The 20,655-nt window shown below is 65.2% G+C and carries 20 protein-coding genes; 9 read left to right on the top strand and 11 right to left on the bottom strand.

Going from position 1 to position 20,655, the window contains the following annotated elements; all coding sequences use genetic code 11:
* The first annotated feature begins 283 nt into the window (after positions 1-283).
* The 4 genes from FK256_RS09610 (at position 284) to FK256_RS09595 (ending at position 5,683) form a co-directional block, all read left to right on the top strand.
* Complete coding sequence (locus FK256_RS09610; RefSeq protein WP_009232941.1) at positions 284-1,522, top strand: inorganic phosphate transporter; 1,239 nt, start codon at positions 284-286, stop codon at positions 1,520-1,522.
* Positions 1,519-1,764 (top strand): hypothetical protein, encoded by a 246-nt coding sequence (locus FK256_RS09605; protein ID WP_141424603.1) that lies wholly within the window; start codon positions 1,519-1,521, stop codon positions 1,762-1,764. The genes FK256_RS09610 and FK256_RS09605 overlap by 4 nt, the downstream gene beginning before the upstream one ends.
* Before the next feature lie 88 nt (positions 1,765-1,852).
* Positions 1,853-3,397: a glycoside hydrolase family 32 protein gene (locus tag FK256_RS09600; RefSeq protein WP_141424602.1), complete on the top strand. Its 1,545-nt coding sequence runs from the start codon at positions 1,853-1,855 to the stop codon at positions 3,395-3,397.
* Positions 3,398-3,616: 219 nt separating this feature from the next.
* Positions 3,617-5,683, top strand: a complete 2,067-nt coding sequence (locus tag FK256_RS09595; RefSeq protein WP_211343563.1) for a PTS sucrose transporter subunit IIABC — start codon at positions 3,617-3,619, stop codon at positions 5,681-5,683.
* Between the two features lie 85 nt (positions 5,684-5,768).
* Here FK256_RS09595 and FK256_RS09590 read toward each other — a convergent pair whose 3' ends face one another.
* The 4 genes from FK256_RS09590 to FK256_RS09575 all read right to left on the bottom strand — a co-directional run bounded on the left by FK256_RS09590 (position 5,769) and on the right by FK256_RS09575 (position 9,385).
* Complete coding sequence (locus tag FK256_RS09590; RefSeq protein ID WP_141424600.1) at positions 5,769-6,788, bottom strand: LacI family DNA-binding transcriptional regulator; 1,020 nt, start codon at positions 6,786-6,788, stop codon at positions 5,769-5,771.
* A gap of 108 nt (positions 6,789-6,896) precedes the next feature.
* A complete protein-coding gene (locus tag FK256_RS09585) occupies positions 6,897-7,520 on the bottom strand; it encodes an SGNH/GDSL hydrolase family protein (protein ID WP_039892744.1) in 624 nt (207 codons plus the stop codon).
* A gap of 45 nt (positions 7,521-7,565) precedes the next feature.
* The gene (locus FK256_RS09580) at positions 7,566-8,276 is read right to left on the bottom strand and encodes an ABC transporter ATP-binding protein (protein ID WP_021605169.1); all 711 of its coding nucleotides are present in this window, start codon (positions 8,274-8,276) and stop codon (positions 7,566-7,568) included.
* Positions 8,273-9,385 carry an ABC transporter permease family protein gene (locus tag FK256_RS09575; RefSeq protein ID WP_141424599.1) on the bottom strand — a complete coding sequence of 371 codons (1,113 nt, stop codon included), beginning with the start codon at positions 9,383-9,385 and terminating at the stop codon, positions 8,273-8,275. Before FK256_RS09575 ends, FK256_RS09580 begins: the two co-directional genes overlap by 4 nt.
* A gap of 442 nt (positions 9,386-9,827) precedes the next feature.
* Between FK256_RS09575 and FK256_RS09570 the strand changes: the two genes are divergently transcribed.
* Positions 9,828-10,343 carry a GNAT family N-acetyltransferase gene (locus FK256_RS09570; protein WP_141424598.1) on the top strand — a complete coding sequence of 172 codons (516 nt, stop codon included), beginning with the start codon at positions 9,828-9,830 and terminating at the stop codon, positions 10,341-10,343.
* A 20-nt stretch (positions 10,344-10,363) separates the two neighbouring features.
* Here FK256_RS09570 and FK256_RS09565 read toward each other — a convergent pair whose 3' ends face one another.
* Positions 10,364-10,663: a YciI family protein gene (locus tag FK256_RS09565; RefSeq protein ID WP_082463108.1), complete on the bottom strand. Its 300-nt coding sequence runs from the start codon at positions 10,661-10,663 to the stop codon at positions 10,364-10,366.
* A gap of 44 nt (positions 10,664-10,707) precedes the next feature.
* Here FK256_RS09565 and FK256_RS09560 point away from each other — a divergent pair, with 44 nt between their 5' ends.
* Entirely contained in the window at positions 10,708-11,439 is a 732-nt protein-coding gene (locus tag FK256_RS09560) for a hypothetical protein (RefSeq protein ID WP_141424597.1), read from the top strand.
* Between the two features lie 43 nt (positions 11,440-11,482).
* On the opposite strand, the gene FK256_RS09555 is transcribed toward FK256_RS09560, so the two are convergent.
* Positions 11,483-12,604, bottom strand: a complete 1,122-nt coding sequence (locus FK256_RS09555) for a 6-phosphofructokinase (RefSeq protein WP_141424596.1) — start codon at positions 12,602-12,604, stop codon at positions 11,483-11,485.
* 264 nt (positions 12,605-12,868) lie between these two features.
* On the opposite strand from FK256_RS09555, the gene FK256_RS09550 reads away from it, so the two are divergent.
* Positions 12,869-13,228 (top strand): RNA polymerase-binding protein RbpA, encoded by a 360-nt coding sequence (locus tag FK256_RS09550; RefSeq protein WP_021607433.1) that lies wholly within the window; start codon positions 12,869-12,871, stop codon positions 13,226-13,228.
* 14 nt (positions 13,229-13,242) lie between these two features.
* On the opposite strand, the gene FK256_RS09545 is transcribed toward FK256_RS09550, so the two are convergent.
* From FK256_RS09545 to FK256_RS09530, 4 genes are all read right to left on the bottom strand, one after another.
* Positions 13,243-14,079: a polyprenol monophosphomannose synthase gene (locus tag FK256_RS09545; RefSeq protein WP_141424595.1), complete on the bottom strand. Its 837-nt coding sequence runs from the start codon at positions 14,077-14,079 to the stop codon at positions 13,243-13,245.
* Between the two features lie 65 nt (positions 14,080-14,144).
* The gene (gene lnt, locus FK256_RS09540; RefSeq protein ID WP_141424645.1) at positions 14,145-15,728 is read right to left on the bottom strand and encodes an apolipoprotein N-acyltransferase; all 1,584 of its coding nucleotides are present in this window, start codon (positions 15,726-15,728) and stop codon (positions 14,145-14,147) included.
* A 152-nt stretch (positions 15,729-15,880) separates the two neighbouring features.
* A complete protein-coding gene (locus FK256_RS09535) occupies positions 15,881-17,353 on the bottom strand; it encodes an FtsX-like permease family protein (RefSeq protein ID WP_141424594.1) in 1,473 nt (490 codons plus the stop codon).
* Positions 17,350-18,090: an ABC transporter ATP-binding protein gene (locus tag FK256_RS09530; RefSeq protein ID WP_009232957.1), complete on the bottom strand. Its 741-nt coding sequence runs from the start codon at positions 18,088-18,090 to the stop codon at positions 17,350-17,352. Before FK256_RS09530 ends, FK256_RS09535 begins: the two co-directional genes overlap by 4 nt.
* A gap of 127 nt (positions 18,091-18,217) precedes the next feature.
* Between FK256_RS09530 and FK256_RS09525 the strand changes: the two genes are divergently transcribed.
* The gene (locus FK256_RS09525; protein ID WP_244936315.1) at positions 18,218-19,006 is read left to right on the top strand and encodes a sensor histidine kinase; all 789 of its coding nucleotides are present in this window, start codon (positions 18,218-18,220) and stop codon (positions 19,004-19,006) included.
* Entirely contained in the window at positions 19,003-19,689 is a 687-nt protein-coding gene (locus FK256_RS09520; RefSeq protein ID WP_141424592.1) for a response regulator transcription factor, read from the top strand. Before FK256_RS09525 ends, FK256_RS09520 begins: the two co-directional genes overlap by 4 nt.
* 3 nt (positions 19,690-19,692) lie before the next feature.
* Here the strand turns inward: FK256_RS09520 and FK256_RS09515 are convergent, their stop codons facing one another.
* Positions 19,693-20,613, bottom strand: a complete 921-nt coding sequence (locus FK256_RS09515) for a DUF808 domain-containing protein (protein WP_141424591.1) — start codon at positions 20,611-20,613, stop codon at positions 19,693-19,695.
* Positions 20,614-20,655 lie beyond the last annotated feature (42 nt).

Below are 20,655 nucleotides of genomic sequence, written 5' to 3'. Positions count from 1 at the left end.
CCCTCTTTTCGGGCAATCCCAGCGCGTCGTGAGTCCTTTGTGGGACGTGACAATCGGCTCAGGGTCGTTGTTCCCAGGTTGGGACGAAAGACCGTGTCGCTGGCTCCTGAGTATCGCGTATGCAGGAGACGTCAGGTGTTGATGCCGAGCCTTCGCGCGATCGGTTAGGCAGCGGGGCGGTCGGCGGGTAACAATACTGGTGGGTTGCGCTCAAGCGCCCCGGGCCCCGCGCCCGCCCGGAAGGGCGGCGGGAAGGGTCACTCAATCTCCCATCGGGAACGGTATGAGCACCATTCTCTTCCTCGTGATCGTTGTCGTCGTCACTGCTCTTGTCTTCGACTTCACCAATGGTTTCCACGACTCGTCCAATGCCATGGCGACGTCGGTGGCGACCGGCGCTTTCACACCGAGGCGAGCGGTTCTGGTCGCCGCGGTGCTCAACGTGATTGGCGCCTGTCTGTCGACAGAGGTCTCCAAGACGATCTCTCACGGAATGTTCGATGACGCTGTGGTCCAGGCGGCGCCGGCTATGATCTTCGCGGGTTTGGCCGGCGCCATCTTGTGGAACCTGGCGACCTGGCTCTTCGGGCTGCCCTCATCGTCGTCGCATGCGCTGTTTGGGGGGCTCATCGGAGCGGTGGTTGTGGCTGCCGGTGTCCAGGGCGTCCACTGGGGAACAGTGATCTCCAAGATCATCCTGCCGGCCGTTATCGCACCGGTCGTGGCCGGGCTGGCCTCGGCGCTGGCGACGGCGCTCGCCTATCGCATCGCTCATCCGACCAACCCGTATTCGCAGAGGCTCTTCCGCAGCAGCCAGCGAGTGACCGCCTCACTGGTGGCCCTGTCCCACGGCACGTCCGACGGACAGAAGACCATGGGGGTCATCACCCTTGCACTTGTGGCCGGCGGCTACCAGCAGGCCGGCACCGGACCGCATTGGTGGGTCATCGCTGCGGCGGGACTTGCTATTGGTCTGGGAACCTACTCCGGCGGATGGCGCATCATGCGGACCATGGGACGAGGACTGGTGCACGTCGAGGCCCCGCAGGGCTTCGCCTCCGAGACCGCCTCAACGGTAGCGATCCTGGCCTCGTCCCATCTGGGCTTCGCCTTGTCCACCACCCACATCTGCACCGGCTCCATCCTGGGCTCGGGAATCGGCCGGGGTACCAAAGTGTCCTGGGGGACCGCCGGAAAGATGGCAATCGCCTGGTTGGTGACGCTCCCGTGCTCGGGTTTGGTGGGTGCTGCCACCTCCTACGTCGCAGTCAAGGGAGGGGTGCCGGGCACCATCGCCGTCATCTGCCTGCTCATTCTTGGGGCTCTCGCGATCATTCGCCAGGCAGGCCACCACCGAGTGGACTTCTCCAATGTCAATGACGCCTCCGAGGTTGTCGTCGGCAAGCGGGATCCGGAGATGGGGCGCCAACCGCGCACGCTTGAGGAGGTGCGCTCCGAGATCGTCAATGGCACAACAGACCAGGAGAGCGCGCAGCCGATGAGGACAGGATCCATGGCATGACTGGTATGACGATCGACTGGGGCTCGTTAGGGTCGGTGACCGTAGTCACAGTGTTGGGCACCGCCTTCATCCTCGTTATCTGCTCGCTGGCCGCCCGCATGATGGCCACGGTGCACGCTAAGCACGAGGTCGGCCAGGTCGAGGGCATACGCCTGGCCCAGGTCCTGGCGGCCGTCTTCATCGCCATCGCCGCCATGATCGCCCTGTTCGGGCTGTGGCTCATCATCCCGTACTTCCACTGACCTCAAAACTGACCGCCCGCCGGCCTTCCATCGGTCGCCCACTGGGCGCACACCCGGCACGGGGGAGTGGTCCTGCTAACATCCGAGCGTGACTGAGGACCTCAAGGGCCTGGCCCTGGACGCTATTGCTACTTCCGCCGCGGCCGACGACCCCGATTATCCGCGCTTCCACGTCGTTCCACCCGTGGGACGGCTCAACGATCCCAACGGCCTCCTGGTCGATGGAGCCACCTATCACGCCTTCTTCCAGTTCAGCCCGTTCCATCCCCACCGCAAGCTGGTCTACTGGGGCCATTCCTCCTCGACAGATCTGCTGCACTGGAACCACCACGGGCCCACCATCGTCCCCGACTCCTCTTACGACCTGTCCGGCGCCTACTCCGGCAACGCGATCGTCCTGGAGGGCCGCGAGCTCGAAGGAGCCCCCGTCCAGGCCCCCTATCAGCTCTTCTACACCGGCAACCTCAAGGATCCGGTCACCGACGAGCGCACCGCCAGCCAGTGCCTGGTCACCAGCAGTGATCTGAGAAATTTCACCAAGTGGCCCGGCAACCCCCTCATCCCCGCCAACGCCGAGGGTTACACCGCCCACTACCGCGACCCGCAGGTTTTCCGGGACCCCGATCGGCCGGGGGAGTACCGGATGCTCATCGGCGTCCAGCGGGTCAACGAGACCGGTGCTGCGGTCCTGTACCGCTCCCGGGACCTGGTCTCCTGGGAATTCGAGGGCGAGCTTACCTTCCCCGGCGCGGGCGGTGCCTTCAGCTCCTTCGGCTACATGTGGGAGTGCCCTGGTCTGGTGCGGGTGACGGACGAGGACACCGGCGAGGAGTGGGACGTTCTCATCTGGTGCCCCCAGGGCATCACCCCGCAGCGGGAAGGATTCGAGAACATCTTCCCCTGCGTTTACACGGTGGGGCACCTTAAGGGGACCGAGCTTCGAGACACCGACGGCACCTTTCACGAGGTCGACCGCGGCTTCGAGTTCTACGCTCCCCAGGTCTTCGCGCGCAGGCCCTCCGAGCCCGGGCCGGTGCTGCTGACCGCCTGGGCCGGCAACGCTTCCGAGGATGACCAGCCCTCGATCCAGTCCGGCCAGTGGGTTCACGCCCTGAGTCTGCCCCGGGCATTGAGCCTGAAGAACGGCCGACTCATTCAACGTCCCGCCACCGACCTGCCTCACGACGCCGGACAACCGGCTCTGGTGGGGACGCCTCTTGACTCCGGTCAGTACGAGCCGGCTGAGCTGCATGGGCACCGCAGCTGGCAGCTGCGTCTGGAGGCGGAGCCGGACCGAACCTCAGGAGCGTGGGGAGTGCGGATCGGGACCGATCGGTCTTACGTGGATATCATCCTGGACGGGGGAGCGCTCCGGGTGGATCGCTCGACCTCCCGATACAACCAGCACGGCGCCGTGCGTACGGTGACGCTTCCCGAAGGGGGTGCTTCGGTACTGGAGATCGTTCATGACCGTTCACTGACCGAGGTCTTCGTCGGCGACGGGGCCCTGGCCTTCACGATGCGCAGCTTCGTCGATCCCGACAGCTCGGGAGCGCGACTTCTGGCGGGGGGAGTCCTCACGCTGAAATCCGGCCGCGTCAGGACTTTCACACCGGTCCCCGAAGCCCTCTGAGGCTCGCACCATGACGCGGAGAAACGACGGTTCAGCAGCTCGGATTCGGGGAATAGACCGGGGCTACCTCTCCGGTTGCAGAGTGCTGTGACTCACTGTACTGTGACCAACGATTGACATAGGTGTGGCCGCCGGGAGTCAGCGACGTTCCCGACCAGCGGGTTTCCCAGCCCTCCCAGCTGTTGCGGTCCCATCACGAGAAAGGAACCCCGGGTGGCAATGGATCACGCCCGCGTGGCGAAGGACGTCCTGACGTACGTCGGCGGCGCCGACAACATCAACGCAGCAGCGCACTGCGCGACGCGTCTACGTCTTGTCCTCAACGACATGGACAAGGTCGACCAGAAAGCTCTCGATAAGGACCCGGACCTCAAGGGCACCTTCATCGCGGGCGGCATGTTCCAAATCATCGTCGGACCGGGAGACGTCGACCTCGTCTTCTCCGAGATGATCCACACCGGAGGGGTCAAGGAGGTCTCCAAGGACGAGGCCAAGGAGCAGGCCGCCAAGAGCGGTAACCCACTCTCCCGTTTCATCAAGGCGATCGCCGACATCTTCGTGCCTCTGCTCCCGGCCCTGGTGGCAGGTGGTCTCATGATGGCGATCCACAACGTCCTCACAGCAGACTTCTTCACTTCGCCCGCCTTCGTCGCCTCGGACAACCCCACTGGCGCCTACGGGTTGGTCGACAGGTTCTCGTGGCTCGCCGACTACGACGACGTCATCAACCTCGTCTCCTCGGCGGCTTTCGCCTTCCTGCCCGTGCTTGTCGGCTTCTCCGCGGTCAAGCGCTTCGGTGGCAACGTCTACCTGGGCGCGGCCATGGGGGCTGCCATGGTCTCCACCCAGCTGACCAGCGCCTACGAGATCGAGACGGCTCGGCAGGCCGGCACCATTGAGGTGTGGCACCTTTTCGGCCTGACCGTGGACAAGATCGGCTACCAGGCCATGGTCATTCCCGTCCTGTGCGTCTCATGGCTGCTGGCGTACATCGAGAAATGGCTCCACAAGCGCCTGTCCGGGACTGCTGACTTCCTGCTGACCCCGCTCATCACGCTGCTGGTGACCGGCTTCCTCACCTTCGTCGTCGTCGGCCCTCTGGCGCGTGAGCTCTCCGATGGAATCACTAACGGCCTGAGCTGGCTGTACACGACCGCAGGCCCCGTGGGCGGTTTCCTCTTCGGCCTGGTCTACTCGCCGATCGTCGTCACTGGCCTGCACCAGTCCTTCCCGGCGGTGGAGCTGCCTCTTATCGCGCAGATGAGCAGCGGCGGTCCCGGATCCTTCATCTTCCCGATCGCCTCCATGGCCAACATCGCCCAGGGCGCCGTGACCCTGGCGGTCTTCTTCCTGACCAAGGACTCCAAGATGAAGGGGCTGGCCGGTGCCGGTGGTGTCTCTGCGATCGTCGGCATTACCGAGCCCGCGATCTTCGGTGTCAACCTGCGTCTGCGCTGGCCCTTCTTCATCGGGATGGGCGTGGCCTCCGTCGGGGGCGCTGCTGTTGCTCTGCTCGACATCCACAACCAGGCTCTGGGCGCCGCCGGATTCGTCGGCTTCGTCTCGATCGTCCCCGACGACATCCTCAAGTACCTCATTCTCGAGGTGATCGTCTTCATCGCCGCTTTCGCCGCTGCCTTTGCCTACGGCACCACTCGCGGCAAGGCCTCGCTGGCCGGGGACGATATCGACGCCGACGAGGCGGCCCTGGAGGCCGAGGCCATGGCCGAGCACGCCGAGGCCGTCGAGCTGCCCGCCGAGGCCGCCGAGGACTTCACCGTCACCGCCCCGATCCAGGGGCGCGCAATGCCGCTGTCCGAGGTGGAGGATCAGAGCTTCGCCTCCGGCATGCTCGGCCCGGGCATGGCCATCGCACCCGCCGGGGGGCCGGTTGTCTCCCCGGTCGACGGCGAGGTCCTTGTGGCCTTCCCGACCGGGCACGCCTATGGACTGCGCGCGGCCAGCGGCGTCGAGCTGCTCATCCACGTCGGAATGGAGACCGTCCAGCTCGACGGCAAGCACTTCAGTCCTAAGGTCAAGGTCGGCGACAAGGTCCTGCGCGGCATGCCTCTGGTGGACGTCGACTGGGCTGCTGTCGGAGCCGCCGGTTACCAGACCGTCACTCCGATCGTCGTATCCAACGCCCAGGGGTACGAGGGCATCGAAAAGCACGCTGCGGGAACGATCCACCGGGGTGACGCCCTCTTCGACGTCGTGCGCAAGACCGAGGAGTCTGGCGACGACGAGGAAGGTGCCCAGGCCGACACCGCGGAGGCCAAGGTCTGATCCGCTGAGACTTCACCGTGACAGGAACTCGGTGAGGCCCCGACCGACAAGGTCGGGGCCTCACCGGTGTGTCACTAGCCATTCACTAGGCGGTGCGACCGATGAGCAGCTTGACTTCCATGGGGGAGGGGGCCCGAAGGTGCTTTCGGGACACGCTAGAGTGGTCATCGCCCGAGGGGATGGACTCGATTCGGTTCAAGAGCAGGTCGACGGCGGCTCGGGCCAGCTTCGCGATGGGTTGCTGGATAGTTGTCAGCGACGGCAGGGCGTGCTGCATGGCGATCGTGCCGTCGAAACCGACGACCTTGAAGTCGTCAGGAATCCTCAGGCCACGCTCGGCAGCCCACTCCACCACTTGAGCGGCAGCGAGATCATCGGTGGCGAAGACTGCGTCAACGTCATCGGCGACGATTTCGAGCCGTTCGCGGATAAGGGCAGGGCGTTCGGCGTTGGGGGTGTTGAAATCGACGGTAAGGACCACCGGTTCGATACCGGCCTGCTGGAGTACCTGGCGGTATCCCTTCTCCCGCAGGTTGTGAATACCGGTGCGAGAAGTCAACAGCGCTGGACGACGCGCCCCTCTCTTGAGCAGGTACTCGGCGGCGATACGGCCGCCGGCCTCGTTGTCGCAGCGGACATTGGGCACGGTGGGGGAGAGCTCCCGATCCACACTGACCACAGGCAGATGAATCGAGCTGTAGTCGGCCAGGCCGTCGTTGTGAGCGCTGGAGATGATGCCGTCAACCCGGTGCGAGACCAGCAGGTCGAGGTACTCGAGCTCTCGGTCCGCCTTGCCCATGGAGTTGCAGACGAACGTCCTATAGCCACGGTCGGCCAAGAAATCCTCGACGTGCTCGGTGAGCTCGCCGAAGAAGGGTAGGGCGACAGTAGGAACGATCAGCCCGATCGACTGCGTGGACTTGCCGTGCAGCGCCCGGGCGATCTGATTGGGGCGATAGTTCAGCTGTGCGATCGCCTCGGCTACCCGCTCCCGTGTCTCCTGGGAGAGGTAGCCGCGGTTGTTCAGCACGCGGGAGACTGTGGTTAGCGAGACGCCTGCAGCCTGGGCAACATCAGCCAGTGTGGGTTCGCGGTGTGACTCCACTAGTGGGTCCTCGAGCTCCTTGGTCGTTCACGGTTGTGCGATCTGCTCTCAAGCATATGCCTCGAGGGAGTCATTCCCCAACTGACCTGCGCAAACGTGAATGGAAGGTTACGTGCTCGGCAGGATCCCGGCGTAGAAGGAGATCATGGCGCGGGCCATCTGGGCGTGCCCGGCGTCGTCGGGATGGATGCCGTCGATGGCCAGTCGATCCTCGTCGCCGTTGATCGCCGTCGTCAGCGCATCGGTGGAGGTCAGGCCCACAGAAGTGGCCCTCTCGTGGACGAGCCGGTGGATGGCCTGGAACCTGGGGCCGATCTCCAGAGAGGGAAAATAGGGGGCGATGACGATCGTTGCACTCCGCAGCCGGGCGGAGATGAAGGTGAGGTCATGGTCGATCGCCTGTTCGACCAGCTCACGCTGTGAGGGGAGGAAAGCGGCGTCATTTAGGCCCAGGCTGATCGTCACGACGTCGGGCTCACAGCGTAGAACCGCCTCCAACCAGGTTCTGTCTCGGCACGACGGCGAGCGTTGGCCTCCGGGAAGATGACCTCCGCGGCGCGCGAAGAAGCCGAGACCGTCCGCCGCCAGATTCACTTCCCGCCACCGCTGGTGCTCGCACACCAGCGACGTCCAGCGGTTGCGGGGATGGCTCAGTGCTCGCCAGCCGGTCGTGACGGAGTCACCGAGGAAGACGGCCGTGGGGAAGTGGTCAGAGTTCGGAATCGTGGACACGCCTCACGACTGTAGTTCCCCGGGAAGAGACGAACCAGCGCGAGCTCAGTGCGAGTCGGCTCTGCCGCTCTTCTCGGTCAGGACGCCGTCGTGCATGACCAGAACCCGGTCGCACATGGGGAGAAGCCGCTCGTCGTGGGTGACCATGACGGTGGCCTTGCCCAGCTCGTGGGTCTGATCAGCAAGCAGGTGGGCCACATCCTGAGCATGCCTGGTGTCCAGAGAGGCGGTCGGCTCGTCCGCAAGGATGATGTCCGGTTCGTGATAGAGCGCCACCGCGATGGCAGCGCGCTGCCGCTCGCCCCCGGAGAGCTCGGAGGGGTAGGCGTGAGCTCGCTTCGAGATACCGAGTGAGTCCAGGAGATGATCGCGTCTATCGGTGTTATCTTTCGTGCGGCCCACCCGGTTGTGCAGACCGAACTGGTCGTTGAGCCTCAGGAAGGGAACCAGGCCCGAGGCCTGGAGAACGAAACCGATGCGCCGAAACCGGAGCCTGGCCCTGCGCTTCTCCGGCAGGGCGGAGAATGGCTCGCCCGAGATGGTGACAGTACCGCTGGAAGGGGTGCGCAAACCGCCCATGACAGTCAGGAGCGTTGACTTCCCCGAGCCGGATGGCCCCAGAATACCCACCAGCTCACCGGCGCGGAGCTGAAGGTTCGTGCTGCGCAGCGCGTGAACGGTTTCATCGCCTTGGCGGTAATCCCGGCTCACCGAGTTCAGGGACATGACTGTGGTTGGTGCCGTGGACGTCGTCATGAAATGGCCTCCGCTGGGTCTATTTTGGAAATAATCCGCACGGAAATGAAACCGCCGATGACAGAGATGAGTATGAAGGCGGCGGCGATGAGCAGATCGAGGGGAATGGAGATTCTGAACGGCACGGCGCTGGGCAGAACCAAGGAGGTCCCTAACGTCAGGAGCAGCCCAGTACCGACACCGGTGACTGCCAGCACGAGTGTCTGCGCGCAGCCGGAACGGATGAGGTAGCCCGTGGGTATACCACGTGCCTTGAGGATCCCTAGAACCGATCGCTTCTGCAGAGTCAGCACATAGATGAAGATGCCCAGCACGGTCGAGGCGATGATGATCAGCGAACCGATCATGAGGCTGAAGGTGAGGACCTGTGCCGAGTATCCGGGTAGTGTCTCAATGAGCTCCTCGCTGGTGAGGATCGTCAGACCCGCATCCTGCGCGGTCTTCATGGCCTGGCCGTCTGTGGTGAGGTCCGCCTTGAACGCGACCGCCGAGACTGCGGGGGACAGGCTGGCGGGTCCGTGCTGACTCAGTGCTTGACGATCCAGGGTCACCATGGGAACCGATTGAAGGGTCGTGTCCTGGGTGAAGCCGACGATTGTCCAGTCGTGGTTGGAGCCCAAGAGCCGGATTGTGTCGCCAAGTCTGACTCCCTTGGCCTCAAGGGAGTCGTCAACGAGAATCTCCTTACCGGGGTTGGAAATCGCTCGGCCGCTGGCCACAGCAGGGCTGAGCTCTCCATCCAGGTCGATGCCGAGGGCGAAAACGTCATCTCTCAGTGCCTCGCCATCCTCGTCCTTGACGTCCGGAGCCTGGGCCACGGCGGCCATGCTCATAAGGGTTGATGCGGTTGTGCCGTTCTCCTTGGCCAACGCCTTGGCGGTGCTGACCTGTTCGTCACTCAGACGTGAGGCGGAGAGGTTCTCGTTGGAGGCATCGGTGATGACGATGCTGGCACTGTTCCAGCCGTCGATTCCGGCGCGGTAGAGGTGTGCCAGCCCGATGGCCAATGAGCCCAGAAAAAAAGTGAGGTACGCCACCAGGGTGATGACGGAGATGATGAGGGCGAAGCGAGCGGGTTCGTGGCGGATCTCGCGTAGTGCAAGGAACATGAGGCTCCCTGATGAAAATATTCGGTAGGCGAGCCTGCTGGCGCGCTCTGCGAACGCTACACGGTGTTTGCGGTTCGCATGACGTGACGGATGAGAGCGCGCAGTGTCGTGGTGCGCGTCAGCGGGGGCTTTCTAGAGGTTGCGACGGACGAGGTTGCCGGAGGGGAGCCTCTCACTTCAGCAAGAATGACATAATGTACATTATCGGCAATAGGTAGTGGCGCTTCCGCGCTGCTCTGTGCTGCCGCCCAGGCGTGATCTGGCGCCACCTGGAACAATCAGGCCATCATGGCGCACGCTGACTGGAGGATCATCGACCTCAGCCCCGGAGCCGGCCACGACGGCAGTCGTATCGTGTCCACCGGAACGCCGACCAGATGGTGACGGACCGGACGACTCTGACGGGCCGATACCTGGCCCAATACGTTGAGAAAGGCGGCTCATGGCGATGGCAGGGGTCTACCGGATCCGTCCAGCAACCATGGAGGACTCCCCCGGTATCCGTTGTCTCCGCAATGCAGCCGTACAGGAGTCCCTGGCGATCTGGACGAGCATCGAGCAGGACCCTGTCCAGGCCGAGGCCTGGCTGGCCCCCATGGTCCAGCGCGGAACGGCACTCGTCGCCCACGTGGACGGTAAACCTCAAGAGATCGTCGGCTTCGCCGTCGCCGGTGTATGGCACTCCTACGAGGGCTATGCCCGCACGGTCGAGGACTCGATCTACCTGTCCCCAGCCGTTCAAGGTCGTGGTCTTGGCTCCAGGCTTCTGGCCGCACTGATCGAGGCCTCCAGGGCGGCCGGGGACCGCACCATGATCGCTCTCATCGAGGCCGGCAACATTGCCTCGGTACATCTGCACGAACGCTATGGTTTCAACATTGTCGGCACTGTCCCGCAGGCAGGTGAGAAGTTCGGACAGCTCCTTGATCTGACCATCATGAGCCGTTCTTTACATTGATTGGAGCTTATGTTTACTATTTACAGGCTTTCGCGATAATTCTCGAGATGAGGTGACGTCATTGTCGGAATAAATTCGGTAATTGAATACTTTGCAACATCGTTCACTACGAACGGGTCTTTAGCCACAACTTCTGAAATCTCGTTGCGCGCACCGACAGCAATAATGATACCGCCTGTTCTGGGATCCTTGCGCCCACTGGCTAGGAATCTACCATTTTTGTAATGGTGGGTAAGGTACTGACGATGGGCCTCCAGGTAGGGATCGACGGCTTCAGCACCCTGCGTGTATATAATATCAAGAACAAAAAAGTGAGCCATGATGGTATGGTAGCACTTGATTGGTATCCAAGGAGAAACATCGCATGAATAATTATCAAAACCTCACCGACGACAATCGTTTCCGGCAGGTGAATGGCACTGAGTCCATCCAGCTCCAGCCCGAGGAGCCCGCAGTCACTCAGTGGCGGGTCAGCGGCTCCGACGACTTCGTGGCGCACCTGCTGAGTCTCGTCGGAGTCCCGGAGGGACGGCCGGCGATCATCGCCATCGACGGGCGAGGCGGATCCGGCAAGACAACGCTCACCGCGGCACTAACGGCGGCTGTCCCCGGCGCGCAAGCTTTCCACCTTGACGACCTCATCTGGAACGAGCCGCTCTACGACTGGGACCAGCTGCTCGTCGACACCCTGACTCAGTTGCGTGAGGCTGGCTGCCTCGACCTCGTCCCGGACAAGTGGCGGGAACACGGCCGCGAGGGCTCCATCCGCATCCCGACCGGCTCTCCCCTGGTCGTCGTCGAAGGAACCGGAGCCGGCCTACGAGCGGTCGGTAGCCTCATTGACGCTCACGTCTGGGTCCAGACCGGAGACGATGTGGCCGAGCGCCGCGGCATCAGCCGCGATATTGAAGAGGGTGTCAATGGCGACGCCGAGGAGTCGGTGCGCTTCTGGCACTGGTGGATGGCGGGCGAGCGCACCTTCTTCACCAAGGACCGCCCTTGGGAGCGTGCCGACGTCATCGTCTCCGGTGATGCCCCGGCCGGTGTGGAACCGGGAGAGATCGCCTGGATCCAGGGGCCGCTCCTCCCCCGCTGAGGCGCGGGAGTTTACAGAGCCGCACGCCGCTCAGGCCGAGGACTCAGTCCCCCAATGCCGTCCCCACGGCGCGGGCGGCCTGGATCCACTCGTGGTCGGCTGGAACGAACTTGGTGCGTCCGGCCACGTCCTTGAGCGGCACCAGCTCTGTCCCATTGCCGCGGTCGGCGACCATAACGCCGTAACGGCCCTCGGCGATCGCGTTGGCGCCGGCTACTCCCAGGCGCGTGCCCAGCATGCGGTCGGCCCCGCAGGGCGAGCCGCCACGCTGCACGTACCCCAGGATGGAGACACGCGCCTCCAGGCCGGTTAAACCCTCCAGCTGCTCGGCCAGGGTGAAGGTATTGGCGCGGTGGGAGGCCTCCAGTCGTTCAACGCCTCGCTTGGCCATCGCCTTGCGCTCGGGGCTGGAGGCGTCCTTGACCAGGGCCCGGGCGTGCTTCAGCTCTGCGTGATCCGTCACCGACAGCGCCCCCTCGGCCACAGCCACCACCGAGAAGGACGATCCGTGGGAGCGGCGGCGCTCGATCTTGTCCGCGATCGCGTCCACCGAGTACGGAATCTCGGGCAGCAGGATGACATCCGCCCCGCCTGCGATGCCGGCGCCCAGGGCCAGCCACCCGGCCCGGTGCCCCATGATCTCGGTGAGGATGATGCGGTGGTGGGAGTGCGCCGTCGAGTGCAACCTGTCCACGGCCTCCGTGGCGATCTCCAGAGCCGTGGCGAAGCCGAAGGAGGAGTCGGTGTGGACGATGTCGTTGTCGATGGTCTTGGGCAGGTGGATGACGTTGAGTCCCGCGTCCATGAGGCGCTTGGCGTTCTTCGCGGTACCGCCCCCACCGAGGCACACGAGCGCGTCGATCCCGTTCTTCTCGCAGTTCTCCACGATCGATGGCACCATGTCACGGGGCTCTCCGCCCACCATCATGCGATGCACCTTATCCCGGCTGGTTCCCAGCATGGTTCCGCCGGTGGTGAGGATTCCGGACAGTGCGGCGGCATCGAGCTCGGTGAAGCGGTTTTCGGCCAGACCCCGCATGCCGTCTCGGAAGCCGATGAGTTCCCACCCGTGCTGCTGAATCGCCGCCTTCCCGAAGCCTCGGATCGCTGCGTTGAGTCCCGGGGCGTCGCCGCCCGCCGTGAGGATGCCGATACGCTGAGCCATAGGGCCAAGTATGCAGTGTTCCGAGGCTAGGCACACGCCGTGCACGTCGGTTCCCAACAGTGCTCATTTCTGTTCCGCGGCTGATTCGGCCCGACGGCGTGGCATGCTCCACCAACCGGTATCATCGTCACCCGGATCGCGTCGAAACGGGTGGGAACAAAACGCCCTCCCCCGGTGTTGACGCACCGGTGACCTGAAGGCGAGCCGCCTGCGCCGCCGAGAGCAGGGCACCGGCGAGAGACGAGCCACGAGGAGGCCACGAACATGGCAGACCGCGCACTGCGGGGCATGACCATCGGAGCGAAGTCGATGGAGTCGGAGGATGGCGTCGAGTTCGCTGAGCGGATCATCGTCGGCTACGAGTGCCCGATGGCGCACGTCACCAAGATCCCGATGTCGACCGAGGCCGAGGTACCCCCCACCTGGGAGTGCCCCGAGTGCGGGCAGCCCGCCGCTCGGCGCGGCGAGGATGATCCCGAGCCCGACGAGCCCAAGAAGACCCCACGCACCCACTGGGACATGCTCCTGGAGCGCCGTAAGGTCGAGGAACTCGAGGTCCTCCTCAATGAGCGACTCGAGGCGCTGCGAAGCGGCGAGGTCTACCGCGAGCGAGTCGACGGATAAGACTCCTTGTCCTCTTAAGAGCGCTTCTGGCGCGACGCGGCCGACGGGCGTCGCTGGTAGCCGCCAGCGGCCCGGCGGTGATTGTCGCGGGCCGCACGCAGCCTGCTTCCGGCGACCTTGGCGGCGTCGAGCAGCTGGCCGGAGCGCTTGGCGACGCCCCAGCGGGTCACCAGGGACAGTTCCTCGGTGAAGATCCCCCCGGACAGCTTGGACTGCCCCGCCTCCCGCTCGAGGAAGGTGATGGGCATTTCCACGATACGGCCTCCGACTTCGTCGACGAGCTTGGTTATGTTGACCTGGAAGCCGTACCCGAGGGCCTCGACTTTGCTCAGGTCCATGCGGCGCAGAATAGAGGCGCGGAAGACCCGGAAACCGGCGGTCGCGTCCTTGACGCGCAGCCCCAGCATGGCATTGATATAGAGGTTCCCCGCCCTCGACAGCGCGACCCGCTTGGCGTCCCAGCCCTCGGTGGCTCCGCCGGAGACCCAGCGCGAGCCGATGACGAGATCGGGCTCATCAGCCATCTCAGCGCGCTGAATGAGTAGGGCCAGGTCCTCGGCCCGGTGGGAGCCGTCGGCGTCCATCTCGACGATGAGCTCGTAGCCCGCCGCCAGTGCCCAGGAGAAGCCGGCGAGGTAGGCCGGGCCCAGTCCGTTCTTCTCCGAGCGGTGCAGGACGTGGATGTGGGAGTCCTCGTTCGCGCGCGTGTCGGCGTAGTCGCCGGTGCCGTCGGGGGAGCCGTCGTCGACGACGAGAATATCTGCCTCGGGTGCGTGCTCACGAACCCGGTCCAGTGCCACGGGCAGGGACTCAATCTCGTTGTAGGTCGGGATGACGACGAGTGCCTTCACTTCTCTCTCCAAGGTTTGGGGGCGTGGTGCCGAGGCTACCTGAGACACCCCGAGGGTATCCGAGATCAGCCGCGACGACGTCGAGCCGGAGCGGCCGCCTTCCGCCGAAGGCGCACAAGATTCAGGATACCGGCCGCGATCAGTACGACCGCGCCGGTGAGGATGATGATGCCGGGCCAGGGGCCGAGCCGGTCGGCGATGGTCTGGGAGCTGCGCAGCGCGACGTCGGCCACGAGGCTCGCTCGCGTATATGGCCGAGTGACCTGCTCGACTTTGCCACGGGGGTTGATGATCGCCGTGTAGCCGACAGTGGAGGCCTGGATGACGCTGCGCCCGTGGACCACGGCCTGGACCCGCCCCTGGGCGAGCTGCTGGGCGGCCTCGCCGGAGTCGAGGAAGGAGGCGTTGTTCGTCGGAATGATGATCGCTTGCCCGCCCTGCTTGATGCCGGTGCGCAGGATGTCATCGTAGGCGACCTCGAAGCAGACCCCCATGGCGAAGGTGATGGCACGGCCTTGGGCGGCCGTAGGGACTGTCAGCGTGCTGGAGCCGGTACCGGGCCGCATGTCGACACCGACGCGATCCACCTGGGTGGTCAGGCGACGCACGAGGGAACGGGCGGGAATGTACTCGGCGAAGGGCACTGGTCGGTGCTTGCGGTAGTAGGGATGATCCGACTTCCCTGCGCCGTCTCCGGGGTTCCACACGAGGATGTCGTTATAGCGGATGTCGCCGACGAAGGGCACAGCGCCTACGAGCACCGGCGCCTGCACGGCCTGGGCGGCCTCGTCGATGATCGTCGCCGAGGCCGGGTAGTCACGCGGGTCCAGATCCGCGGAGTTCTCCGGCCAGACGACCAGGTCGAGGCTGCCGGGACCGACGTCGGAGGCCAGTTCCTTGGTAGCTGTGGCGTGGTTACCGGTGACCTCCAGAGCCCGGTTGAAGGCGTCCTCGAAGTCGGTGGCCACATTGCCCTGGACGGCACCGATGCGAACAGTGCCGTTCTCTGCGCGAGTGTCCAGCGGCAGCGCGTGGGGCGCGATGAGCAGGGTCGCGGCGAGCGCCGTGGAGACGATGACGGGGATGACGCGGCGCTTGTAGACGGCCTGAGCCGCGTGGGCCGCGCATGCTGCGGCCAGCGCGACCAGCAGTCCCACCCCGGCGCTGCCGAGGTAGGCCGCAGCCGGTAAGACCGGTGCGTCGGCCATGGCGAAGGCCAGGCGACCGAAGGGGAAACCGCCCAACGGCCAGACGGAGCGCAGCTCCTCGACCCCTGACCACAGCAGAGCAAAGGCAAGCACGTTCGCGGCGTCGGTGGGTACCCGGCGCAGCACGCGCAGCCCACCGGATGATCCCTTGAGCCGTGGGAGGCGGCTTACCACGGCCCAGGCCCCGCCGAAACCGGCCAGATAGAGCGATTCGAAGACCGTCAGCGCGATCCAACCGATCGGGTTGCCCATGCCCACCATCGTGAAGTGCAGCAGGGGCGTGAACAGACCGAAACCGTAGAGCAGCCCCAGCCCGGCCCCGGCCCAGAACCCGCGACCGCGGATGAGAAGCATGAGTGCCCCGACCCCGATGAGGGCCGACCACCACAGGTTCATCGGCGGAAAGGCGGTGTAGGTGGCCAGACCCGCCAGCAGTGACACGACGGCTGGGGCTGATCGGAGAAGCCAGCGGGGAGAGCAGGAACGCAGCCAGGAGGGCGACCGGGAGGGCACTGTCACGCGGTGAAGCATACGGGCAATGCGCCTGCGCCTCTTCTCGTTCCCGTAGATGGGTGGAACCGGGGGCGGGAGCGTCAGTCGTTGTGGCGCTCCTGGGTCCCCAGGAGCCGGTAGTACAACGGATGGCAGGCGCTCAGGGCGAGGCCTGTGAGCACCAGGCCGACGATGATGACGCCAAGGGCCAGCGGAGACGTGCCGGACATTGGAGAGGTACCCATCAGGAGGGAGCCCATGACGATGCCCAGTCCCGCACCACCCAGAACGGCGAGGAGGAGCGGCGTATAGGCCTCCATCCACATGACGCGCAGGCCGTAGCCTGCGGGAGCGCCCATGCGGCGCAGACTGTGGGACTGCTCCGTGCGCTCAATGGTTCCTGAGGCCTGGGTGATGAGGATGGATGTGGCCGTCAGGGCGAACCCGAAGGCCAGGGTGATGATGGCACCCTTGTCAACGTCCCACAGGATGCCGTAGATGAAAGACTCAGCCGAATCGGTTTCCTTCGTTGACATGGTGCTCAGCCCCAGCGGCATGGGTGACATGAAACCGCCGATGAAGGCCAGCAGCCCCATGGCGGAGACCCGGTGCCACGTCGTGGTGGGTGCGGCCTGGATGCGGCGAGCGGTCCAACGCATGACCGGGCCGCGTAGGTGGGCGAGCCCCCGGGAGAGCAGCTGCGTGAACCATGACCCGGCCAGGTCGAAGACGGCGATGAGTGCCACGATCGTGACGCACACGATGATGAAACGGTGCTGCTGCGGTACCGACCTGATGATCTGCGGGGCACCGAATAGCGTCACGAGGAACACGATGACGCGCCAGACGCCGGCACGCGGTCTGTTGGTCCGTCGTGAGACACCCAGTGGGGAGATCCGCACCTGGCGCAGCCCCCGCCAGGCCGAAACCTGGCCAACCGTGACGACTCCCACCAGGACAACGGCCAGGTACCGCAGTGGCAGCACCATCTCGCCGGCGGTGATCCGGGTTCCCATGGCGGTGAGTCCGCCCCAGGCGGGAAGCGTGACCAGGTAGACAGCGGTGCCGATGACTGCGCCTACCACCGACTGGACAAGGGCGTCCAGCAGGGACATACGGGTGACGTCGGCCCCGGACAGGCCCATCAGGCGCAGAACAGCCAGGCGCCTTTCACGGCTGCGCGCTCCCAGGACCGCGGCACTGGAGGCCAGCCCCACCATGGCCGGCACCAGCATGGCGCAGGCCAGAACCGACATGCTGAGGTACTGCGATGCCATGAAGTCGAAGCCATAGCCCGCGTTCTTGGCCGCGTCCACCCACACCGGAATCCGTTCGGGGTGCGTTCCACGGCTGTAGAGCATCCACGTGCCCCCAGCGACGGTCAAGGCCGCGCAGGTGGCTACGGTGTAGGCCAGGACGCTGGCCAGGTACAGCAGCGTCTCTCCCTCGCGGGAGGCGAGCCGTGCACGGGTCAGGCGCGCAGTGAGGCAGGCGAGGACCGGAAAGCCGGGGCGGGAGGAGTCTGCCCTGGACACGCTGATGGAGCGGGGACCTGAAGTGCTTGAGGTATTCATCGGATCGTCTCCATCCCCGAGGCCAGTGCGGAGCGGTCGGCCGTGTTGACGTTCAAGAGACGGTCGGAGTGGACCAGTCCGTCACGGATCTCGATGAGGCGCGAGCACCAGCGTGCGACATTGACATCGTGCGTGACCACAACCAGCGTCGCGCCGGCCATGGAGACGGCTGCTGTCAGCAGCTGCATCATCTCGTGACCGGTTGCCTGGTCCAGGGCGCCGGAGGGCTCATCGGCGAAAATGGCGCGGGGACTGCTCACCAGCGCCCGAGCGATCGCAATCCGCTGGGCCTGACCGCCGGACATCTGCGCGGGGCGCCGGCCCTTGAGATCCGCCAGGCCGAGCCGGGCAAGCATGTCGTCGGCGGCGCGCAGTGCCGAACGCGTCGGTGTGCCGGTAAGCATGAGCGGAAGAGCCACGTTCTCCCGAGCCGGTAGCTCGGGGATGAGTTGGCTGTCCTGAAAAACGAATCCCAGCTCGCACAACCGCAGATGGGATCGCCGCGCATCAGTGAGACCGGAGATCTCGGTGCCCCCGAAGCTAACGCTCCCCTGGTCCGGGACGAGGACTCCGGACAGGCAGTGCAGCAGGGTCGATTTGCCTGAGCCCGAGGGCCCCATGATTGCGACGCTCTCACCTACGGAGATGTTGATACTCACTCCGGCCAGAGCCGTCACCGTACCGAATCGCTTGACAATATCGCTGGTGGTGATCAGTGGTGTGCTCATGCCTCTCATTTCATCGTTTTCTCGGCGCGATAGCGATAGTGCTCGCACTGCTGTCGAGGTAGTGCTGGGTATACCTCTTGGGCAGCCGATGCCCGGCCTGCCAGCTCAGGCGGACGGGACACAGTACCTTGGAGGCGTGCAGCTCAGGTTCTCTCCGCGATGGCTCGGCAAGGTCAGACCCACGCATGAGGCCGTTGCCGCCCGACGGATCGCTGAGCTGACAGCCTCCCGTCGGGAGATCGTTGCGGCCTACGAGATCGAGCGCCGCCGTATCGAACGCGATCTGCACGACGGCGCTCAGCAACGGCTCGTAGTCGGGCTCATGAAGCTCGGCGAGGCGCAGCTCTCCCCTGCCGTCACCGTGGATCCCGCACTCGCTGCTCTTCTGGCCGAGGCGAAGTCGGCCATCGCCGGCGGGCTCGAGTCACTGCGCACCACGGTGCGCGGTATCCACCCCCAGGTGCTCACCGACCTCGGCCTGGAAGCGGCTCTGACAGACGCGGTGGATCGAGTCGACAGGACTGGCAGGACCATCAGAATCGTTTGTCCGCACCCTCTGCCGACGATGCCTGAGGGTGTCCTGGCAGCCGCCTACTTCTTTGCTCTGGAGGCGATGACCAATGCGCTCAAGCATGCTCCCGGAGCCGAGGTCACGATCCTGCTGACCGTGGATAATACCCTGAGAGTCTGCGTCGTCGACACCGGACCTGGCGGGGCCTATCTCCAGCCGGGTCACGGCCTGGCGGGCATGAGAGAACGGCTTGCGGCCTTCGGTGGAGAGCTTCTGCTGTCCAGTCCCCCAGGTGGGCCGACCCAGGTCGCGGCGCACCTGCCCCTCCTCCTGGCCCGCGGGGAGAGCGGTACTGGCATCGATAGTGTGGATAGTGCGGGCGGCACGATTGGCGCAGAAGGGCAGGAGACATGAACACGGCCCCCTCACTGGTGATCGCCGATGACTCGGCCCTCCTGCGCGAGGGGCTGGCGGGCCTGCTGGAGCGCCAGGGCTACGACGTCGTCGCCCGGGAGAGCAGTGCGCCGGCACTCGTCCAGCGCATCGACTACCTGGATGGCCGGGGACGCCTACCCGATGCCGTGATCACCGATGTCCGTATGCCGCCGTCCATGAGGAACGACGGCCTGGAGGCAGCGCTGGATATTCGGCGCCGTCACCCAGCCGTGTCCATCATGGTGCTCAGCCAGTACGTGTCGGCGACCTACGCCCAGCAGCTCCTCGCCTCCGATGCCCCGGTAGACGCCGGTGGAACAGGCTACCTGCTCAAGGACAGGGTCTCGGAGGTTGCGGACTTCCTGGGCTCCCTGCGAGTGGTCCTGGCCGGAGGCATGGTGACCGACCCGGAGGTGGCTCGGGCCATGGTGCGCAGCTCTCGCTCGGGGCTCGCGGATCTGACGCCGCGCGAGCTCGAGGTCCTCGAGCTCATGGCCCGGGGGCTGTCGAACAGTCAGATCTCGGCTCAGATGGTTGTGTCAGGGGCGGCAGTCGCCAAGCACGTCTCGGCGATCTTCCTCAAGCTGGGGCTGGACCCCTCCGAGGAGAACCGGCGGGTGCGCGCCATTCTTGCCTTCCTCGGTGACGGGCTCAGCAGGTAGCTCTCAGTCGTGGGCCCGGCGGTGGGTCAGGACATGGTGCACGGGCTGCCAGGCCAGAGCCAGCAGCGTGCCGATAACCGTTCCGACGAGACAGGACATGGCCGTCCCGGTGATCCAGGACAGGACCGGGTTATGGGCGAGTTCCTCGGCCCACTCGATGACCTGGTGCAACGGGTGGAAGCCGACCTTGGCGAGGTTGACCGCCAGGATGTGGCCACCGACCCACAGCATCGCCACGGTGCCGACGATCCCGATGCCGCGGAAGAGCGCCGGCGCCGACTTCACGATCGCGCGGCCGACGGACCGGACGGCGCCCGTGCGGCCCTGACCGGCTAGGTGCGCCCCGGCGTCGTCGAGCTTGATGAGGGCGGCGACCAGGCCGTAAACGGCAAAGGTGATGAGCAGGGCGATGAGGACCAGGACGATGATGCGCCGCATGGAGGACTCCCCCTCCACCTCGGCCAGGGCCAACAGCATGATTTCGGTGGACAGGACGAAGTCCGTGGTGATGGCCTGACGGATGATCTGGGCCTCGTCGACCGGGCCGGTGTCCTCCTTGGCGTGCCTGGTACGGCCGAAGCGCTCCAGGATCTTCTCCCCTCCCTCGAAGCACAGATAGGTGCCGCCGATGACGAGCGCGACCGGTAGGAGCCAGGGTGCCACCGCCGTCAGTAGCAGGCCGATCGGCAGGATGATGAGGAGCTTGTTGCGAAGCGATCCCAGCGTGATCCGCTTGATAATGGGCAGCTCGCGATCCGGGGTGATGCCGGTGACGTACTGGGGTGTGGTGGCCACGTCGTCGACAGCCGCCGCCGAAACCTTCGCGGAGGCCTTGACGGCGATCGACGCCGTGTCGTCAACGGTTGACAGTGTCAGCTTGGCGAGCGTGGCGATGTCGTCAAGAAGTGCAAAGAAGCCTGACATGAGGGCGTAAGTCCTGTCGTGCGGGGTGTCGGCCGCAACGAG

Origin of the sequence: Actinomyces johnsonii (assembly GCF_006546835.1) — a bacterium.
Classification (GTDB): domain Bacteria; phylum Actinomycetota; class Actinomycetes; order Actinomycetales; family Actinomycetaceae; genus Actinomyces; species Actinomyces johnsonii.
Note: the sequence above shows the minus strand (reverse complement) of the source record. Positions and strands in the feature narration are given on the sequence as shown.

What these genes read in the sequence shown, in the direction of transcription:
- FK256_RS09575 (WP_141424599.1), bottom strand. Translation starts at nt 9,385, where the DNA reads ATGTTCCTTGCACTACGCGAGATCCGCCACGAACCCGCTCGCTTCGCC.
- FK256_RS09605 (WP_141424603.1), top strand. Translation starts at nt 1,519, where the DNA reads ATGACTGGTATGACGATCGACTGGGGCTCGTTAGGGTCGGTGACCGTA.
- FK256_RS09570 (WP_141424598.1), top strand. Translation starts at nt 9,828, where the DNA reads ATGGCGATGGCAGGGGTCTACCGGATCCGTCCAGCAACCATGGAGGAC.
- FK256_RS09565 (WP_082463108.1), bottom strand. Translation starts at nt 10,663, where the DNA reads ATGGCTCACTTTTTTGTTCTTGATATTATATACACGCAGGGTGCTGAA.
- FK256_RS09515 (WP_141424591.1), bottom strand. Translation starts at nt 20,613, where the DNA reads ATGTCAGGCTTCTTTGCACTTCTTGACGACATCGCCACGCTCGCCAAG.
- FK256_RS09550 (WP_021607433.1), top strand. Translation starts at nt 12,869, where the DNA reads ATGGCAGACCGCGCACTGCGGGGCATGACCATCGGAGCGAAGTCGATG.
- FK256_RS09560 (WP_141424597.1), top strand. Translation starts at nt 10,708, where the DNA reads ATGAATAATTATCAAAACCTCACCGACGACAATCGTTTCCGGCAGGTG.
- FK256_RS09535 (WP_141424594.1), bottom strand. Translation starts at nt 17,353, where the DNA reads ATGAATACCTCAAGCACTTCAGGTCCCCGCTCCATCAGCGTGTCCAGG.
- FK256_RS09595 (WP_211343563.1), top strand. Translation starts at nt 3,617, where the DNA reads ATGGATCACGCCCGCGTGGCGAAGGACGTCCTGACGTACGTCGGCGGC.
- FK256_RS09530 (WP_009232957.1), bottom strand. Translation starts at nt 18,090, where the DNA reads ATGAGAGGCATGAGCACACCACTGATCACCACCAGCGATATTGTCAAG.
- FK256_RS09610 (WP_009232941.1), top strand. Translation starts at nt 284, where the DNA reads ATGAGCACCATTCTCTTCCTCGTGATCGTTGTCGTCGTCACTGCTCTT.
- FK256_RS09520 (WP_141424592.1), top strand. Translation starts at nt 19,003, where the DNA reads ATGAACACGGCCCCCTCACTGGTGATCGCCGATGACTCGGCCCTCCTG.
- FK256_RS09555 (WP_141424596.1), bottom strand. Translation starts at nt 12,604, where the DNA reads ATGGCTCAGCGTATCGGCATCCTCACGGCGGGCGGCGACGCCCCGGGA.
- FK256_RS09580 (WP_021605169.1), bottom strand. Translation starts at nt 8,276, where the DNA reads ATGACGACGTCCACGGCACCAACCACAGTCATGTCCCTGAACTCGGTG.